The following is a 17,874-nucleotide window of genomic DNA, read 5'->3' on the forward strand; positions in this document are numbered from 1 at the left end:
ATAGGCCGTTGATCCGGAACACCGCCGGATGTCAGCGTGAGGGCACCCCCTTCCCCTTGATCGCAAGGAGTGGCGTATGCCCGTACGTGAACAAGTGAGCTTCGTCGGTGACATGGGCAAACTGTCCGGTCACCTCCACCTGCCCGACGCCGAGGAGACCACCCCGCCGCCCGCCGTCCTGATCGCCGGGACCTGGACGTCCGTCAAGGAACAGATGGCCGACCGCTACGCGCGGGAGCTGGCCGAACGCGGCTTCGCGGCGCTGTCGTTCGACTTCACCGGATACGGCGAGTCCGACGGCGCGCCACGCGACTGCGAGTCGCCCGCGCAGAAGGTCCGCGACCTGCGCGCGGCGGCCGACTTCGTCCTGACCCACCCCGCCGTGAGCGGCGAGGACCTGGGGGCGCTGGGGGTGTGCGCGGGTGCGATGTACGCCGCAGCCTTCGCCGCCGAGGACCCCCGCGTACGCTCGCTCGCCCTCGTCGCACCCTGGCTGCACGACCGCCGGATCTGCGAGGAGAACTACGGAGGCCCGGCGGGCATCGAGGCGAAGAAGGCCGCGGCGGCCGACGCCGCCCGCCGGTACGCGGAGACCGGGGAGGTCAGCTACGTGCCCGTGGTCAGCGGCAGCGACCCGGACGCCGCCATGCCCTTCGCCATCGACTTCTACCTGAACCCCGAACGCGGCGCGATACCTGGCTGGCCCAATCGGTACGCCGTCATGGCCTGGGCCGAATGGCTCGACCACGACGCCGTCGCCCTCGCCCCGCGCATCACCGCGCCGACGCTCCTCGTGCACAGCGAGGACGCCGCGATACCGGACGGGGCCCGGCGCTTCCACGCCGGTCTGGCCGGGTCCTCGGAATTCGTATGGACGGAAGGCGGTCAGTTCGACTTCTACGACCAGTCACCCCAGGTCCGCCTGGCCGCCGATGCCGTCGCCGAGCACTTCGCCCGCACGCTGTGAACACCGCCGCCCCCACGGACAGGTCGTCCACCATGCCCGAATCCACCCCCACCCTCGCCTCCCGGTTCGCCGTCGCCGAGACCTGCACCCGCATGGCGGTGCACGCCGACCGCCGGGAGTGGGAGCAGCTGCGCACGCTCTTCGCCGACAAGGTCGTGCTCGACTACACCAGCCTCAACGGGGGAGAGCCGGTCCGCCTGACACCGCGGGAGATCACCGACGCCTGGCGCGGCACCCTCTCCGGCTACGACGCGACCCAGCCCCTGATCGCCAACCAGCTCGTCACCGTCGAGGGCGACCGCGCCGTCTGCACCGCCTCCTTCCAGGCCACCCACCGACTGGCCGCGGCCCACGGGGCGTCCCTGTGGACGCTCGGCGGCGACTACCGCTGGGAGCTGGTCCGAAACGGCGACCGGTGGCTGATCGACACGGTGGTCATGACCGCGACCTGGGGCGACGGCAACCAGGCGCTGCCCGTACGGACGGCGGGCTGATGGCCGCCGAACAGGCCCTGGACCCCACCACCGGACCGCCGGCCACCGAACGGCGCGGCAGACCCGCCGTACTCGGCGCCGCCCTGCTGGGCTTCTTCCTGATCTCCCTGGACGCGCTGATCGTCACGGTCGCCCTGCCCGACATCGGACGCGGCCTCGGTGTCGGCATGTCCGGACTCCAGTGGGTGGTCGACGGCTACACGCTGATGTTCGCCGCCCTGATGCTGTCCGCCGGTGCCCTCTCCGACCGCATCGGCGCCAAGCGGGCCTTCGGAGGCGGCCTGGTCCTCTTCGCGGCGGCCTCGGCCGCCTGCGGACTCGCGCCCGGCCTCTCCGTCCTCGTCACCGCCCGGCTGGTCCAGGGTGCGGCGGCCGCGGTGATGATGCCGGCCTCGCTGGCACTGGTCCGGCAGGGCTTCCCCGATCAGGCCGAGCGGGCGCGTGCCATCGCGGTCTGGACCGTCGGCGGCGCCGTCGCCGTCGCGGCCGGGCCGGTCGTCGGCGGCGCGCTGACCGCGTCGGCCGGCTGGCGGTGGATCTTCTACGTCAATCTGCCCGCGGCCCTGGCGGCGCTGGCCCTCCTGGCCCGGCTCCCCGCATCCCCGCGACTCCCGGCGCGACTGGACGTGCCGGGGCAGGCGACGGCGGTCCTGGCGATGGGCGGGCTGACGTACGGCGTGATCGAGGGCGGCGCCGAGGGCTTCGGCCGTCCGGCGGTCCTCGCCTCCCTGGCGGTGGCCGTCGTCGCGGCTGCGGGCTTCCTCGTCGCGCAGGCGCGGGGCGCCCACCCGATGGTGCCGATGGCGCTGTTCCGTACCCGGGTGGTGACGGTGTCCCTGGTGGTCGGCTTCATGGCCAACGCCGCCTACTACGGGGGCGTGTTCGACTTCAGCCTCTACCTCCAGCAGGAGCGCGGGCAGACGGCGCTGCACGCGGGCCTGATGTTCATCCCGATGACAGCGCTGGTCGCGCTGGTGAACCTGGCCTCGGCCCGGCTGGCCGCACGGTACGGACCGCGTGTCCCGATGACGGCGGGGCAGCTCGTCGGCGCGGGCGGGCTGCTGACCCTGCTTCTCGTCGGCCCGCACACCGGGGTGTGGGTGGTGGCGGTGCTGATGGTGCCGGTCGGCCTCGGCGGTGCGCTGGCGGTGCCGGCCCTGACGGCGATGCTCCTCGACGCGGTGCCCGCCGACCGTGCGGGCACCGCCGGGGCCGTACTCAACACGGCGCGCCAGGTGGGCGGGGCGATCGCGGTGGCCGTCTTCGGGGCGCTGCTGGCCGGCGCGGATTCGTTCCTCGCCGGGATGCGCTGGAGCGTGCTGCTCGCGGCGGCCGGGCTGCTAGCGACCGCCGCCGCAACCCTGACACTGCCGAGGGCCGGGGGCGCCGGCACCCTCACAGCCGCATGAGGACCGGCCGGCCGGCGGGGCGAGCTCCACGACGGTCCGGATGAGGGCCGACAGGCCCGACGGCCGGTCACCGGTCCGCCACATCAGCGCGTAGTCGACGGGCTCCGCGTCATCGAACGGCACGTAGGCGACGTCGGGCCGGACGTAGTACCTGCCGGCGGCGACGGTCGCCACGGTTGCCCCCTTCCCGGCCCCGACCATCGACAGGATGCCCTGCCAGCCGCCCGCCGCCGGACCGTGCTCGATCGGCAGGCCGCCCGGTGTGCGGGTGGGGAAGAACGACTCGCCGAACGCCTTCGACACCCCCGCGGCCGTCACCAGCGGCAGCTCGGCCAGTGCCTCCGCAGAGACCGTGGCCCGTCGCGCCAGCGGGTGGCCCGCAGGAACGACCAGCGCACGCTCCTCGGAGAACAGCACCGGCCCGGCGACGACGTCGGATTCCTCCACGGGCAGCGCGGCGACCAGCAGATCGACCCGCTTCTTCCGCAGGGCGGTGACGGCGGAGTTGTACGTCACGTACAGCGGCTCGACCGTGCAGTCGGGGTGGCGCGCGGTGAAGGCGTCACCGGCCTTGATGAGGAGTTCCCCGCACCACGGGGTGGTGAAGCCGACCCGCAACGCGCCCCGTACACCCGCGTACGCCGCCGTCGCGTCGGCGACGGCACGCTGGATCTGCCGGTACGCGGGCAGCAGGTCCTCCCGGAGCCGCCGGCCGACCGGCGTGAGGGCGACGCGGCGGCTGGTCCGTTCGAACAACGGCCCGCCGACGCGCCGTTCCAGCGCCTTGACCGTCTGGCTGACCCGCCCCGGCGACACACGCAACCGTTCCGCGGTCCGCGCGAAGTGCAGTTCGTCCGCCAGCGTCAGGAACGTCTCGATCTCGTACCGCTCCACCCAGGCCCCCCGACCATCCCGTCACCGTCGCGTCACCATCGTAGTTTCGCGGCAGGACCGGGGTGTTCCGCCGCCCCGCGGCGGACGCTTCATCGCGGAGCGGTCGCGTCCGGGGCAGGAGGGTGCGGTGGTGGCGGTAGAGGGTGCCGGTACCGCCGAAGTCCTTGAGCACCGGGGCCCATACCGCCTCGATATGGGCGACGGCCGGCTCCTCCGCGACCCACTCGGAGAAGCTGAGCACCTGGCGACCGTCCGCGGCGACGTGGAGGTGCGCGGCAAGGGCGCCGGGGTAGGCCCGGTCGTCGCCCTCCGTCCGCTCTTCCCCCGCGAGCAGCCCGTCGAGCCAGGCGCGGGCGGCCCGCTCGTCCTCGGCGGGGAAGAACGCCGCCGGGAACGACTCCGGGACGGGCGCCGGCTCCTCCACGGCGGTGCCGCGCACCGTGCGGTAGTGCCGGAACACCCGGGAGACGGCGCCCGCTCCGTCCGGCGGGCCGGTGGCCGGAATCCGGTCCTCGGCGTCCCATTGGGCGTAGGTGAGGACGGAGTCGTCGTCCCCGCCGGTGTACACGGTCAGGGAGAGCAGCCCGCGCGGCCACGGTGCGCGGCGCGCGTCGGCGACGGCCTGCTCGGCGGTCCGCCGGGTGTGGTCCGGTCCCCGCGTGGCGACGGTGGTGACGAGTACGGCCGCGCTGCGCGGATCGTCGAGGACGGCCCGTACGGGATCGGCGGACACGTAGGACATGGTGACGGCTCCTGGGAGTCGGGAGGGGGAGGGGCGGGCGCCCTCCCAGTCTCCGTCCGGCGTGCTCCGATTCCCAGGGCCGCCGTTTCAGGTCTTCGTCAGGAGCGTCAACTCCCCGCAAGGAGACGGTCGGTGAGGTCGCGCAGCCGGCGTGCGGCGGCGGGGTCGAAGTCGGGGGTGTCGACCGGGATGCGACGGCCTTCGACGTAGGCGCTGAGCGCTTCGACGGGGGGTTCGTCGATGGCGTCGATGATCGGTGGCAGCGCTGCCTCGACGGGCTTCGCGTGCGCTTGCATCGACCGGATGTGGGCGAGTGTCGCGCGGTCGTACTCGCCGGAGAAGCCGGTCGCCGTGACCCCGGGGTGGATGAGCACGTAACGGATGCCGGCCGGGCCGTGCTGCTCGGCGTAGGAGACGCCCAGCAGGTCGTTGAGCTTTCCGCCGTGACCGAGTGCGGCCCCTCCGTGGTAGCCGCGGCTGAGCTGGAGATCGTCCCACTGGACGATGTCGAGCCCGGCGCCCGGACCGGCCACGTTGACGACGACCGGATGCCGTGCCCGGGAGAGCGGCTCGGCGAGAGCCCGGCCCAGCACGAGGCGGCTCAGATAGAAGAGCGCGAAATTCTCCTCGTACCCCTCCGCGGTCTCCGTGCGCCGGAAACGGTAATGGCGGGCGCAGAACACCAGCGCGTCGACCGTCGGGAACGCGGCGCGGATCTCCTCGGCGGCACGAGAGGTCTCCTTCAGCAGGCTGAGGTCGGCCGTGACGAAGAAGGCCCGCCCGGCGGCGCCCGCCGCAGCCGCGGCGTCGAGGAACCGGCGGCCCTTCTCGGGATTCCGGCCGATGACGACCACCGTGTCGCCCCGCCCCAGGTACACCTCGGCCAGGGCCTTGCCGATGCCGTCGGTGCCGCCCGCGATGACCAGAGTGCTCATTCGCCCTCTCCCCGCGTGCGAACGGATGCGGTGGGGACTCCCACGGACGGGGCCTCCTCGGAAGGGGCCTCCGCCGACGGGCTTCCGGCGGACGGGGCCTCCGCCGGCGCGGGGCGGCCCGGCAGCAGGGTCGCCGCACCCAGGACGAGGACGAGCACCGCGGACACCGTCCAGTACGCGGCGTGGAAGCCGCGGACCGGGTCCCCGTCGCCCGCGGTCTGCATCACGAGCGCCACGACGGCGATGCCGATCGACGCCCCCAGCTGGTTGAGCATGTAGAGCACCGAACTCCCCTGCGGCACCAGGGGTGCGGGCAGGGTGCGGTAGAGGGAGGCGATCGTCGGGGCGCCGACCGCGCCGAGACCCACGCCGATGGCGAACGCGGCGACGGCCGGCCACACCTCGGACGTGTCCGCGCCGATCCGGGTGAAGGCCAGCGCGCTCAGCAGCGCGAGAGCGCCACCCGCCCCTACGAGGCTCCGCGAGCCGACCCGGTCCGAGAGCCGGCCGGTGACCGGCATGGACAGGGCCGAGCCGATGCCGAGCGGGGCGAGCAGCAGGGCCGCCTCGAAGGTGCTCCGTCCCTGGACCTGCTGGTGGTAGAGGGGCAGGGCGAAGAGGCTGGCGAACGTGGCGAGGCCGACGAGCGAGCCGACCGTCACGCTGGCGGCGAAGCTGCCCCGCTGGAACAGGCGCAGGTCGATGAGGGGCGCGGCCGCACCCTCGCCGCGTCGTCGCAGGGCGTGGTACCCGTATCCGCCCAGCAGTACGAGGGAGAGGACCAGGGGCACCAGCACCGACGGGACGGCGAACGCGGCCTGTTCGGCGGCCTGCGAGAGCGCGAGGACACCGGCCGCGACGCCCGGCCCGATCAGGGCGAGGCCGAGGATGTCGAGCTTGCCGGCGGCCGACTCCCCGGCGGGGGAGTCCTTGGGCACGAACCTGAGGGCGAGTGCCAGGGCGACGAGGCCGATGGGGACGTTGACCAGGAACATCCAGCGCCAGCCGGTGCCCTGGAGGATGATGCCGCCGACGACCGGCCCGAACACCGGGCCGCTGGAGCCGACGATGCCCATCAGCCCCATGACGCGACCGGCGCGCGCGGGCCCCGAGGCGCGGGCGAGCAGCGTGAGCATCAGCGGGTCGAGCAGACCGGCCCCCAGGCCCTGCACGACGCGGAAGACGATGAGGCTGGGTGCGTTCCAGGCGAGGCCGGAGGCGACCGAGCCGACGAGGAAGACGACGAGGCCGAGCAGCCACAGCCGGCGTCCGCCGAACCGGTCGACCGCCCATGTGGTGACGGGGATCGAGACGGTGAGCGCGAGCAGATAGCTGGTGGACACCCAGCTGATGGTGGACAGCGAGGTGTCGAAGTCCCGGGCGAGGGTGTCGGCCGCGACGGCGATCATCGAGCCGTCGAGGATTCCCATGATTCCGCCCAACAGGATCACGCCGATCAGCCGCCGCAGGGCGGGATCCAGACGTTCGTCCTGTGCATGCGCCATGACTGTCTCCGATGAGATCGAGCGAGAATTGCACTGGCGAGTGCAGAGTAGGGCACCCGCGCGTTCCGTTTCAACGGATGGGGGCAGCTGTTTGCACTCGCTGGTGCATTTCCGCGAGCCGGTGGGTACGATGGCGGAGTGAGCGGAACGAGCACCCCCAAGGCCCCGTCGCGCGGCCGCATCGACAAGCGGCAGGCGATCCTGGGCGCTGCATTCACCGTCTTCGCCCAGCGGGGCTACGCCCGTGCCTGCATGGAGGAGATCGCCGAGGTCGCGGGTGTCGCCAAGCACACGGTGTACAACCACCTCGGCGACAAGCAGAACGTCTTCCGCAGCGCGATGGAGGCCGCGGCCGACGACGTGATGGCTCAGAACCTCGCCGTCGTGGACCTGTTCACCGCCGAGGGCGGCGCGGGTGCCGAGGTGTCGGACGGCGACGAGGCCGCCCGGCTCGAAGACCTGGCGTACCGCCTGCTGTTGCGATGTTGCAACGAGCAGTCCTGGGCGCTGCGGCGCCTGCTCTACGCGGAGATCGGCCAGTTCCCCGACCTGCTGGAGATCGTCTGGGGGCGTGGTGCGAGCCGGCTCAAGGAAGCGCTGGCCGACCGGCTGGCGCGGCTCGCCCTGTCCGGCCGGCTGAGGTCCTGCGATCCGGCGGAGGCGGCCGAGCACTTCCTCGCTCTGCTGACCGGTCCGATGGAGGCCCGGTCCCGGCTCGGCACCCGCGCCGTGCCGGAGGCGGAGGTCCGGCAGGTGGCCCGCTCGGCGGTCGGCGCCTTCCTGGGAGCTTACGGGGTGTCAAATCCCTTGCTGAGTTCATGAGTTGACACGTAATGGCAGGTTCGAGCGGTCGTACGCGAAGCGGTCGTGAACTGCTGTGAACGCTTCTTTAAGACCCTCGGCACCTGCCATCGGATCCCGGGCCGCGCGGAGAACATCGTCTGCGTGCGCGCACCCGATCGGATCAAGGGAGACATCGTGCAGATTCTCGTGGTGGAGGACTCACACAACAGCGACGGCGAACTGACCCGGGCACTGGAACGCCACGGGTACGGCGTCGCCTCCGTCAGCAGTGGCACGGCGGCACTGGACGCACACCGTGGTGCGGACTTCGTCCTGCTCGACCTCGACCTGCCCGACATCGACGGCCTGGAAGTCTGCCGGCGCATCCGCGAGGACGCGGAGACACCGGTCATCACGTTCACCGACAGCGGCAGCGAACTCGACCGCGTCCTGGCCCTGCGGACCGGCGCGGACGACTGCCTCGACAAACCCTACGAATTTCGCGAACTGGTGGCCCGCATCGAGGCCGTGACCAGGCGCAGGCATGCCCGGCCGGGATTAAGGGAGTCCCTGACGGTCCTCTCGATCGGAACGCTGCGCATCAATGCCGCGTCCCGCGAGGTCCTGTTGCGCGGAAGTCCCGTCGATCTCACCCGCAAGGAATTCGACCTGCTCTACTATCTCGCCCGCCACTCCGAGAGCGTGGTCAGCCGGCAACGGCTGATGACCGAGATCTGGGAGGACCCGATGCCGCACATGCTCGGCTCCCGGGCGACCCGCACCGTTGACACCCATGTCAGTTCCCTGCGCAGCAAGTTGGGCCAGAGGAGCTGGATACGGACCGTACGCGGCGTGGGGTTCAGGGTCGGACACGGGTGAAACCCGGTGGTGGGCCGCCGGATTCCGTGATCCGTCGGCCCGCCACCACCCCGCCGGTTTTCCTTTTCCTGACAACGAATTGTCGAGATGTGATGAACCGGCTGACCGGGACGGAAAACGGCGGAATCTAGAGTCGGCAGGGTTCGCGCACCGGTTCACCTCACAGACGGAGATCATCCGATGACGACGACCGATTCCGGGAATTCCCTCTCCTCCTGCCCTTACCACGCCTCCGGCTTCACCTCCGAGCGCCTCGAACTCGATCCGGCCTACGCCAGGCTGCGGAGCGAGGAGCCCGTCACGCGGGTCACGATGCCGCACGGCGGGGACGCCTGGCTGGTGACCCGGTACGCGGACGTACGCGCCGCGCTCTCCGACACCCGGCTGAGCAGGGCCGCCGCCGTCGGCAAGGACGTCCCCCGGTCCAGCCCGCTGATCCAGCAGGCCGACTCCCTCCTCAGCATGGACCCGCCGGAGCACACGCGCCTGCGCCGGCTCGCAGCGAAGGCGTTCACCGCACGTCAGGTGGCCGCCGTCCGGCCGCGGGTGCAGGCGATCATCGACTCCCTCGTGGACGCCCTGGAGGAGTCGGGTCCCCCCGCCGACCTGGCCACCGGGCTGGCCTGGCCCATGGGCATCACGGTCATCTGCGAGACCTTCGGCATTCCGGAGGAGGACCGCGGCCGGTTCCGCGAGTGGACCGACGCCATGATGGCGCTGACGGCCGCCGATCCCACGACCATCCAGGCGGCGCGGGACAGCCTCGACGGCTACCTGCGGGAGCTGATCGCGCGCCGGATCGCCGAGCCCGGCGACGACCTGCTCAGCCGCCTGGTCACCTCGCGCGAGGACGGCGACCGGCTGACCGAGAGCGAACTCGGCGTGTTCGCCGTGGATCTGCTCACCGCCGGCCACGAGACGACCGCCAACCAGACCGGCAACTTCCTCTACACCCTGCTGTCCCGGCCCCCGCTGTGGGAGTCCCTGGTCAAGGACCCGGCCCTGGTTCCCGCGGCGGTCGAGGAACTGCTGCGGTACACCCCCCTGGCCACCAGCGTGGCGCCGTTCTCGCGGATCGCCGTGGAGGACTTCGAGCTGGCCGGGCAACTGGTGCGCGCCGGGGACGCGGTGGTCGCCCAGACCGACTCCGCCAACCGGGACGGGACCGTGTTCGAGAACCCGGAGGAGCTGGACTTCAACCGGGAGGCCAACCCGCATGTGGCGTTCGGGCACGGGGCACACCACTGCCCCGCGGCCCCGCTCGCCCGGCTCGAACTGCAGACGGTCATCGCGACCTTGGCACGGCGGCTGCCGGGGCTGCGGCTCGCGGTGCCGGCCGACGAGGTGGAGTGGAACACCAACCGGGTGATGCGAGGTGTCACGCGCCTGCCCGTCGAGTGGTAGAGCGGAACGGCCGTGAGCGGCGCCCCGCCCGGGGCGCCGCTCACGCATGGGGCGAGGCCGGTTCAGCGGAAGGCTTCGGCGTTCTCCTTCGCCCACTGCCCGAAGGGGAGCGCCGGGCGGCCCAGCACGGCAGGGATGTCGTCGTACGTCCTGTGCGGCCGGCCGTCCCGCTCCGCCTGGTACGCGACGAGCGTCGCGGCCACCGCTTCCGGCACGAACGCGGTGAGCTCCTTCAGGTACTCCTCGGGCGTGATCAGCCGCACCACGACGTCCCGGCCGGCGGCCGCCGCCACCAGCTCCGCCTGCTGCCGCGCCGAGAGGGACTGGGGGCCGGTGATCCGCAGAGTGGCACCCCGGTGGGCCTCGTCCAGGAGCGCGCGCACCGCGACGGCGGCGATGTCCGACTCGTGGACCGGCTCGCTGTGGGCCTCGGGGTAGGCGAGCCGCAGCGGACGCCCCTCCCGTATCTCCGGCGCCCACTGGAGGGCGTTGGTGGCGAACCCGCCGGCCCGGACGAACGTCCAGCCGATCCCCGATGCCCGCAGCACGTCCTCGACGAGCCGGTGCTGCTGCGCGATCGGACTCGTGTCCGCCCCGTGGCTGTCGATGGCCAGGGAGGAGAGCAGCACGATGTGCCCGACCCCGGCCGCCGCCGCGGCATCGGCCAGACGGGCGGCGCCGGCCGGCTGGGCGTACAGGAAGATCTTCCGCACGCCCTGGAGGACCTCGTGCAGGCCCTGCGGTGAGGCGAGGTCGAGGCGCACCCGCTCCACCTCGTCGGGCAGTGCCGTCAAGGACTCCGGGTCGGCGCTCGCGGCGCGCACCTTCTCGCCGGCGGCGAGCAGTTCGCGTACGACGGCGGCGCCGACCCGGCCGCGCGCTCCGGTCACCAGGATGGTCATGTGTCGCTCCTGTCGGGGGTGATGCCGTGGTGGAGGTGGAAGCGGCGGAAGCCGATGGGGCGTACGCCGGGGGTGGCGCCGGTGGCCCGGAGGGTGGCCGCGCGGGCCGCGCCCTCCAGGAAGGCCAGGTGCGCCTCGTCACTGGTCCACTCCGCGTAGTTGAGGACCCGGCTGCCGTCCGTGCTCGCGTGGAAGTGGGCGCTGAGCATGCCTTCGCGCTGCTCCGCCGGTGCGTCGGTGACGGCCCGCGCCACGGACTCGATGATCCGCTCCTGTGCGTCGGCTCCGTCGACGTCGAAGGTGGCGACGACGACGGCTCCGGGGGGTGTCCCGGTGCCGTCCAGGACGACGCTGGTGTGCAGCCGGTAGGAGACGGCCGCGGCCGACGCAGGGCCCCGAAGCGTCCGGACGAGATCCTGGTGGGCGGTGGGCCGCGCGGACTGGACGTAGGCGAGGACCGTGTCGCCGACCGTATCCAGATAGGAGTGGAACGAGAGCAGGCCGTCGGGCCACACGGCTGCCGCCCACCGGTCGGACACCTCGTCCAGCAGGGCGCGGGCGGCGTCACGTCCGGGGGCGTGCCAGTGGGTGATGTGGACCGAGGTGGCGTCCGGGCGCGCGATGTCGGGGCCGCGCCGGGCGGCCCGGGGTTCAGCGCCCATGGGGCTGCTCGCGGAGGGTGGCGGCGAGCGGGAGCGGTGGTGCGGTGCGGGTCATGCGGGTTCCTTCCGTGCGGGCGGGCCGGGACGTCCGTCGCGGAGTCCGGGGAGGGCGGCGGCCAGACCCGCGGCCGCCACGACGGCCAGCACGGCGAGGGCCGGGCGCGGGTCGTCGAAGGCGGTCAGGAGCCAGGCGGTGAGCGGGAGGAGCAGGACCGCGCCGAGTTGCACGGCCATCTGATAGAGCGGGATCGCCGTGGCGCGACGCGACGGCGGTACGGACCCGGCGGCCCGCATGTTGAGCGCGGCGAAGGAGAGCACGAACCCGGCGCCGACGAGGAGCAGCACGGGCAGCGTGCGGGTGAGGTACGCGTCCGAAGGGGGCCGCCACACGGCGAGCAGGTATCCCAGCAGGGGCGCCGCGGCCCCCAGTGCGATGAGCCGGCCCGTTCCGTGGCGACGGACCAGGGAGCCCGCGAACGGCACGGACACGGCGAGCGGCACGCAGGCGGGCAGCAGCGCCAGCGCACCGGTCCAGGGCGACAGGCCGAGCTGACCCTGCATCTGGAAGGTGAGCAGGAACAGCAGCCCGTGATAGGTGCCGTTCAGCGTGGCCGCCCCCAGACCGGTGCGCAGCAGCACGCGGTCGCGCCCCGGCGGCTCCGGTGCGGGGAGACCTGCGCGGCCCGCGGCCGAAGGCGGCCGGGCGGTCACCTCGTGGGGGACGAGCCGCAGCCCCCAGAGCAGGAGGACGAGGGCGACGGGAGCCGGCAGGAGGAAGACCCAGCGCCAGCCCGCCGCCTCCAGGAGTGCTCCGGACACGAGGAGCCCGGCCGTGAACCCCGCTGCCCCGAAGGCGGAATACACCGAGACGGCACGGCGCCGCTCCGGCCCCTCGGGGTAGGCCGTGCCGATGATGGCGAGCCCCATCGGCGCCGTGAGGGCGGCGCACGCCCCCTTGACCACCCGGGTCGCGATGAGCAGGGCGGGCCCGTCCGCCAGCCCGCCCGCGACCGACGCGAGCGCGAAGCCGAGCATCGCCGCCAAGTAGACGCGCCGCCTGCCGAACCGGGCGGCGAGCCGCGGCCCGCTGGTCAGCAGGGCCGCGAACCCGAGGGCGAAACCGCTCATGAGCCACTGCACGGTCAGCGGTGACAGGCCCAGGTCGTTCCCGATGACCGGCAGGGCGACCAGGACGAGCGACACCTCCGTCGCGTCCAGCACCATGTTGCCGGAGAGGACGAGGAGCAGGGGCCACGCGTGCCCGGCGGAAGCGCGTTCGGTCGTGGTCACGGCAGGAGGCGCGGCAGCTGTTCGGTGACCAGCTCCAGGTTCTCGGCGACCAGGTCGTCGGGCATGCCGGCGATGCTCGCCCAGAAGATCAGGTGCTTCACGGGCAGGCCCGCGGTCAGCTCCTTGATGCGGACGGCGGCGTCCTCGGGGGTGAGGATGTCGAGCAGTCCGCGCCGGTCCTCGGCGTCCGGGTCGCGCAGGTCCTCCAGGGTCAGGGGCGGCGGGCCTTCGAAAGCGGTTCCCTGGAGAGCCCCCTGACGGTAGGAGTTCACCTGGTGGACCAGGTGGGGGCCGATACGGTGCCAGGCGGCCTCCGGGTCCCGGGAGAGCAGAATGGGGAGCAGATCGCTCACGCGAGCGGTCTCCGGGTCGTGGCCGCCTTCGACCAGACCCTCGCGGTACTGCCCGAAGCGTTCGCGGGAGATGTGCAGCAGCCCGACGCCCAGCCGCCCGGCCAGCCGGGCGCCCCGCGGCCCGTAGAAGCCGCCCCACACCGGTGGCGGGTCCTGGATCGGCAGGGGAGTGATCTCCCGCTCGCGCCAGAGCCGGAGGATCTCCCTCATGCGTTCCTCGGTCCGTGCGAAGCGGTGACCGAAGTCGGCGTCGAAGAGCGCGTACTCGGGGACGCGGTAACCGGCCCCGAGGCCGAGTTCGAGCCGGCCACCGCTGAGCAGGTCCACGATCGCCGCCTGTTCGGCGATGTCGACCGGGTGGTGCAGTGCCGGCAGGACGACAGAGGTGCCGATACGTGTGTGGCGGGTGCGTGCGGCGACGGCCGCGGCGAACGTGAGCGGCTGGGGCAGGTAGCCGTCCTCGAACCGGTGGTGCTCGGTGAACCACAGACCGCCCGCGCCCCGGCGGTCCGCTTCCTCGCAGAACTCCAGGGTCCGCGCGTAGTGGTCTGCCCAGGGCCGGTGCCACTGGTCGGGGTTGCGCAGGTCGAAGAGGAGTCCGACGTCCATGACAGATGCCTTTCGGAAGGGGGGCAGGCCTAGCCGAGGAGGGTGCCGCCGGTGGCGTCGACGAAGGAGCCGGTGATCCAGCGAGCCTCGTCGGTGGCGAGGAAGGTGACGACGTCGGCGACGTCCCCGGCCTCTCCCACGCGCCGGAAGGCGGACAGCTTGGCCATCTCCGCCACGGCCTCCGGGATGTCGAAGACGGGACTCCCGTTGTCGGTGATCCCGGGCGCCACGCTGTTGATGGTGATGCCGCGGGGGGCGAGCTGCCGCGCCAGGTGGAGGGTGAGCTGCTCGATCGCTCCCTTGGTCATGGCGTACGCCACCTGCTCGGGGTTGGCGACCCGGGTCAGGCCCGAGGAGATGTTGACGATCCTGCCGCCCTCGGGAATCGACGGCAGGGCGCGCTGCACCAGGAAGTACGGCGCCTTGGCGTTGACGGCGAAGAAGCGGTCGAACTGCTCCGGGGTGACGTCCTCGGGGGCGACGCCGTTCTGGGTGGTCTCACCCGCGTTGTTGACGAGGACGTCGAGGGTGGTCTCGCCGGTCCGCTCCTTCAGCCCGCGTTCCAGGCCGAGGAAGAGTTCGTGGACGTCGCCGAGGACGCCGAGTTCGGCGCGGACGGTGAAGCCGCGGCCGCCCTCCCCCTCGATGGTCGCCAGGGTCGCGTCGGCCGACTCCCGGTCGTGCGCGTAATGGACGGCGACGAGGGCACCCTCGCGGGCCAGCCGGATCGCGATGGCGCGTCCGATGCCCCGGCTCGACCCGGTGACGAGTGCGGTCTTTCCTTCGAGCCTGTTGCTCATGTGGTCAGCTCCCTGTGGATGCGGGTGGTCGGGGGGTGTCGAGCCCGGTGACGACCCGGGCGAGATGGCGGCGTACAACGCCCAGGCGCAGGAGTCCGGCGACGACCTCACGCACGCCGTCCACCTCGGGGCCGCCGAGCAGCAGCCGTGCCTGGGCCCGGATCCCGGTGAGCGCGCGGGCGGTCACCGGGTGCCGTTCGCGGTGGTACGCGTCGAGCTCGTCGTCGCCGGCGCGGCCGGTGACCCGGGCGGCGAGGCGCGGACCGAGGGCGGCGGCGTCCTGGAGGCCCAGGTTGAGCGCCTGGCCGCCCACCGGCATCTGGACGTGGGCGGCGTCACCGGCGAGCAGGACCCGGCCGCGCCGGTAGGCGGTGACCTGCCGGCTGGCGTTGTCGAACGCGTTCAGCCACAACGGTGTGCCGTGGCCGATGTCCTCGCCGGTCACCTCGGCCCAGGCGGCGGTGACCTCCGCGAAGGACGGCGGGCCGGTGCGCCGGGCCGGTGGCGCGCCGAAGAGGTGGACCATCACCCGGGTGGAGCCGTCGGGCCAGCGGTGCGCCGTGGCCAGCCCGCGCGGGTGCCGTTCGAAGCGGCGGTCGGGTACGTCGACGCCGGCCACGTCGGCGCGCAGCATCTCCAGCGTCCCGTCCTCCCCGGCGAGTTCGAAGCCGCCGAGCCGCCGTACCGTGCTGTGTTCGCCGTCGCAGCCGACGACGAACGCGGCCGTGGTGCGGTGCGTGGTGCCGTCGGTGCCGGTGTGGGCGACCTCCACGCGGTGGGGACGGACCGTGAGCCCCGTGACCCGGTGTCCGCGCCGGACGTGGGCCCCGAGGCCGGTGGCCCAGAGCTGGAGGACGGCCTCCAGCCGGGTCTGGGGGCACTTCCACTGTCCGGCGTGCGGGTGGCCGGGCTCCGCTTCGGCGAGATCGAGGCGGAGCCCGCCGAAGTGGCCGGGCCCGCCGTCCGGCAGGGCGCCCAGGCGCCGGAGCACGCCGCGGTCCTCCAGGATCTCCAGGGTGCGGCTGTGCAGGGTGGACGCCCGGGACTCCGTGGTGGGTTCCACGAGTTGCTCCAGGACGGTCACCCGGGCACCGCCCAGGCGCAGTTCTCCGGCGAGGAGGAGCCCGACGGGCCCGGCGCCGACGACGACCACGTCGGCCGCCGGGACCTCGGCCGCCGTCCCGGTCAACGCCGGGCTTCCGCGTACTGCTTGGCGTGGCCCAGCGTTGCGCGGCTGTTGCCGCCGAGGGCGTCGCGGATGAAGGCGCGGGCCTCCGGGACACCCGCGCCCTCACCGAGGATCTCGGTGATCCTCTCCGCGTTCAGGACGACGGTGTGCTGGGAGGTGGCGGTGGTGACCCCGTCGGCGTCCTCCTCCAGCTGCCAGTAGCCGGTGTGCAGGGTGAGCAGTGCGGGCAGCGTCGTCTGTTTGTACGCGATCCGGCGGTACGGGAAGCAGACCCGGACGGACTCGGTGGTGTGGGCCGACCCGTCCTTGGTACGGGTGTCGAGCCGCAGGATCTGGAGGCCGGGGGTCTCCTCCGTCAGCCGGACCCCGGCTACGTGGGGGAGCCGCTCGGTCCAGAGCGCGGCCTCGTTGAGGAAGTCGTACACGTCCTTGGCGGAGCCCTCGACGCGCACGGAGTCCTCGAAGGAGAGGGAGAGTTCGGCGTCCGTGGCGCCCAGTTCGAGGTTGGTCTTCAGCCCGGGCAGCTCGGCCCGGCTGTTGCGGTCGACGGCCTGGTCGATCCAGACCAGCTTCTCCGGGTCGTCGTCCACGGCCCGGTACTCGTGGAGGAGGCGGACGCGGGTCTCGCCCCCGGCGAGCGGCTCGACGATCCACGTCCCGGTCATCTCGGCGACGGGGTGGGCGGGGATCTCCTGCCAGAAGCGGATCCGCAGTCCCTCGGGGTCCAGGACCCGGATGGAGGTCCAGCTCTTGGCCTCGCCGTTGGCGGTGGCCCAGATCCGTATGCGCTCCTGGTCGCCGTCGACCTCCAACTGCTCGACGTGGACGGAGGGCGGGAAGAGGCGGGGCCAGTTCTCGACCTCGGCGAGCAGCCGGTAGACCTCGGAGGCGGCGGCCCGGACAGTGATTTCGTGCTCGACCTCGCGGGTCGTCATGGTGAAGTCTCCTGGATGAAGTGGTGTGATGGGGTGTCAGAAGTTGCCGAGGCCGCCGCATACGTTGAGGGCCTGCGCGGTGATGGAGGCGGCGGTGTCGGACACCAGATAGCCGACGAGACCGGCGACCTCCTCGGGGGTGGAGTAGCGCCCGAGCGGGATCTTGGCGTTGAACCTCTCCAGGACCGCGTCCTCGGTGGTCTCGTAGGCGGCGGCGTAGCCCTCGCGTACGCGCTGGGCCATCGGCGTCTCCACATACCCGGGGCAGACGGCGTTGACGGTGATCCCGGTAGGGGCCAGTTCGTTGCCGAGCGCCTTGGTGAAGCCGACCACCCCGTGCTTGGAGGCCGAGTAGGGGGCGCCGAGGACGACGCCCTGCTTGCCGGCGGTGGAGGCGATGTTGACGATCCGGCCCCGGTCCTTCTGCCGCAGCCCACCTGTGTTCAGGACTTCCCGGGTGACGCGGAAGACGCTGGTGAGGTTGGTGTCGATGACGTCGTCCCAGAGGTCGTCGGCGATGTCCGCAGTAACCCCTCCGCCGCTGCGGCCGGCGTTGTTGACAAGGACGTCGACCGTGCCGTAGCGGTCCACGGCGGCTCCGACGAACGCGCGCACGTCGTCGGCGGACCGGACGTCCAGGGTGGTGCCGTCGACGTCCAGCCCCTCCGCCCGCAGTTCCTTGACGGTGGCGGCGACGTTGTCGCCGTTACGGGCTCCGATGAAGACCCGGTGGCCCTGGCCGGCGAGCAGCCGGGCGACGGCGAGGCCGATGCCGCTGGTGGCGCCGGTGACGAGGGCCACGGGGCCCGTGTGCTGGCTCATGAGGTCTCCTCAGACGGTGCGGGTGGCGGTCAGCTGCGCGTTGACCACGTCGATCAGCGCGCGGGGGGTGTCGGCGTCGGTGAGGGTGTCGTCGTCGAGCGTGATGCCGTACTCCCGCTCGATCCGGCCGCCCGTCTCCAGCAGGGCGAGCGACTCGTAACCGAGGGCGTCGAAGGTGGTGTCGAGGATGTCGGCGTCGAGGTCGACCCCCTCCTCGGCGCCGGCGGCCTCCCGGAGGATGCGGCGCAGGTCGTCCAGGACGAAGACGGTGTGGGTGCCGGGCACGGACATGGCGAAGCC

At 72.6% G+C, this 17,874-nt stretch carries 16 protein-coding genes and 1 pseudogene; 6 read left to right on the plus strand and 11 right to left on the minus strand.

Annotated elements, in window-relative coordinates; genetic code table 11:
- Positions 1 to 76 precede the first annotated feature (76 nt).
- Genes NEH16_RS30045 through NEH16_RS30055 form a run of 3 tightly spaced genes read left to right on the plus strand, consistent with a single transcriptional unit; the run spans position 77 to position 2,870 of the window.
- Positions 77 to 967: an alpha/beta hydrolase gene (locus NEH16_RS30045; protein WP_265546176.1), complete on the plus strand. Its 891-nt coding sequence runs from the start codon at positions 77 to 79 to the stop codon at positions 965 to 967.
- Positions 968 to 999: 32 nt separating this feature from the next.
- Positions 1,000 to 1,461 carry a nuclear transport factor 2 family protein gene (locus tag NEH16_RS30050; RefSeq protein WP_265546178.1) on the plus strand — a complete coding sequence of 154 codons (462 nt, stop codon included), beginning with the start codon at positions 1,000 to 1,002 and terminating at the stop codon, positions 1,459 to 1,461.
- Entirely contained in the window at positions 1,461 to 2,870 is a 1,410-nt protein-coding gene (locus tag NEH16_RS30055; protein WP_265546180.1) for an MFS transporter, read from the plus strand. Before NEH16_RS30050 ends, NEH16_RS30055 begins: the two co-directional genes overlap by 1 nt.
- On the opposite strand, the gene NEH16_RS30060 is transcribed toward NEH16_RS30055, so the two are convergent.
- From NEH16_RS30060 to NEH16_RS30070, 3 genes are all read right to left on the minus strand, one after another.
- Positions 2,802 to 3,764, minus strand: a complete 963-nt coding sequence (locus tag NEH16_RS30060; protein WP_265546182.1) for a LysR family transcriptional regulator — start codon at positions 3,762 to 3,764, stop codon at positions 2,802 to 2,804. The two genes, NEH16_RS30055 and NEH16_RS30060, sit on opposite strands and share 69 nt — an antisense overlap.
- A gap of 849 nt (positions 3,765 to 4,613) precedes the next feature.
- Positions 4,614 to 5,441, minus strand: coding sequence for an SDR family NAD(P)-dependent oxidoreductase (locus NEH16_RS30065; RefSeq protein ID WP_265546183.1), 828 nt, complete (start codon positions 5,439 to 5,441; stop codon positions 4,614 to 4,616).
- Complete coding sequence (locus NEH16_RS30070; RefSeq protein WP_265546185.1) at positions 5,438 to 6,946, minus strand: DHA2 family efflux MFS transporter permease subunit; 1,509 nt, start codon at positions 6,944 to 6,946, stop codon at positions 5,438 to 5,440. The genes NEH16_RS30065 and NEH16_RS30070 overlap by 4 nt, the downstream gene beginning before the upstream one ends.
- A 138-nt stretch (positions 6,947 to 7,084) precedes the next feature.
- On the opposite strand from NEH16_RS30070, the gene NEH16_RS30075 reads away from it, so the two are divergent.
- The 3 genes from NEH16_RS30075 to NEH16_RS30085 all read left to right on the plus strand — a co-directional run bounded on the left by NEH16_RS30075 (position 7,085) and on the right by NEH16_RS30085 (position 10,012).
- A complete protein-coding gene (locus tag NEH16_RS30075; protein WP_265546186.1) occupies positions 7,085 to 7,768 on the plus strand; it encodes a TetR/AcrR family transcriptional regulator in 684 nt (227 codons plus the stop codon).
- A 123-nt stretch (positions 7,769 to 7,891) separates the two neighbouring features.
- Positions 7,892 to 8,608 carry a response regulator transcription factor gene (locus tag NEH16_RS30080; RefSeq protein ID WP_242442263.1) on the plus strand — a complete coding sequence of 239 codons (717 nt, stop codon included), beginning with the start codon at positions 7,892 to 7,894 and terminating at the stop codon, positions 8,606 to 8,608.
- Positions 8,609 to 8,788: 180 nt separating this feature from the next.
- On the plus strand, positions 8,789 to 10,012 hold the full coding sequence (locus tag NEH16_RS30085) for a cytochrome P450 (RefSeq protein WP_265546189.1): 1,224 nt from the start codon (positions 8,789 to 8,791) through the stop codon (positions 10,010 to 10,012).
- 62 nt (positions 10,013 to 10,074) lie between these two features.
- Here NEH16_RS30085 and NEH16_RS30090 read toward each other — a convergent pair whose 3' ends face one another.
- From NEH16_RS30090 to NEH16_RS30130, 8 genes and pseudogenes are all read right to left on the minus strand, one after another.
- Positions 10,075 to 10,914, minus strand: coding sequence for an SDR family oxidoreductase (locus NEH16_RS30090; RefSeq protein WP_265546191.1), 840 nt, complete (start codon positions 10,912 to 10,914; stop codon positions 10,075 to 10,077).
- On the minus strand, positions 10,911 to 11,576 hold the full coding sequence (locus NEH16_RS30095; RefSeq protein WP_265546192.1) for an antibiotic biosynthesis monooxygenase: 666 nt from the start codon (positions 11,574 to 11,576) through the stop codon (positions 10,911 to 10,913). The genes NEH16_RS30090 and NEH16_RS30095 overlap by 4 nt, the downstream gene beginning before the upstream one ends.
- A gap of 51 nt (positions 11,577 to 11,627) precedes the next feature.
- Positions 11,628 to 12,866, minus strand: a complete 1,239-nt coding sequence (locus NEH16_RS30100; RefSeq protein ID WP_265546193.1) for an MFS transporter — start codon at positions 12,864 to 12,866, stop codon at positions 11,628 to 11,630.
- Entirely contained in the window at positions 12,863 to 13,828 is a 966-nt protein-coding gene (locus tag NEH16_RS30105) for an LLM class flavin-dependent oxidoreductase (protein ID WP_265546194.1), read from the minus strand. The genes NEH16_RS30100 and NEH16_RS30105 overlap by 4 nt, the downstream gene beginning before the upstream one ends.
- 29 nt (positions 13,829 to 13,857) lie before the next feature.
- A pseudogene (locus tag NEH16_RS33980) lies at positions 13,858 to 15,817 on the minus strand (SDR family oxidoreductase).
- Positions 15,814 to 16,752, minus strand: a complete 939-nt coding sequence (locus NEH16_RS30120; protein WP_265546201.1) for an aromatase/cyclase — start codon at positions 16,750 to 16,752, stop codon at positions 15,814 to 15,816. The pseudogene NEH16_RS33980 and the gene NEH16_RS30120 overlap by 4 nt, the downstream one beginning before the upstream one ends.
- A 36-nt stretch (positions 16,753 to 16,788) precedes the next feature.
- Entirely contained in the window at positions 16,789 to 17,574 is a 786-nt protein-coding gene (gene fabG, locus NEH16_RS30125; protein ID WP_265546203.1) for a 3-oxoacyl-ACP reductase FabG, read from the minus strand.
- Between the two features lie 9 nt (positions 17,575 to 17,583).
- A complete protein-coding gene (locus NEH16_RS30130; protein ID WP_073969202.1) occupies positions 17,584 to 17,865 on the minus strand; it encodes an acyl carrier protein in 282 nt (93 codons plus the stop codon).
- Positions 17,866 to 17,874 lie beyond the last annotated feature (9 nt).

Source organism: Streptomyces drozdowiczii (assembly GCF_026167665.1).
GTDB lineage: Bacteria > Actinomycetota > Actinomycetes > Streptomycetales > Streptomycetaceae > Streptomyces > Streptomyces drozdowiczii_A.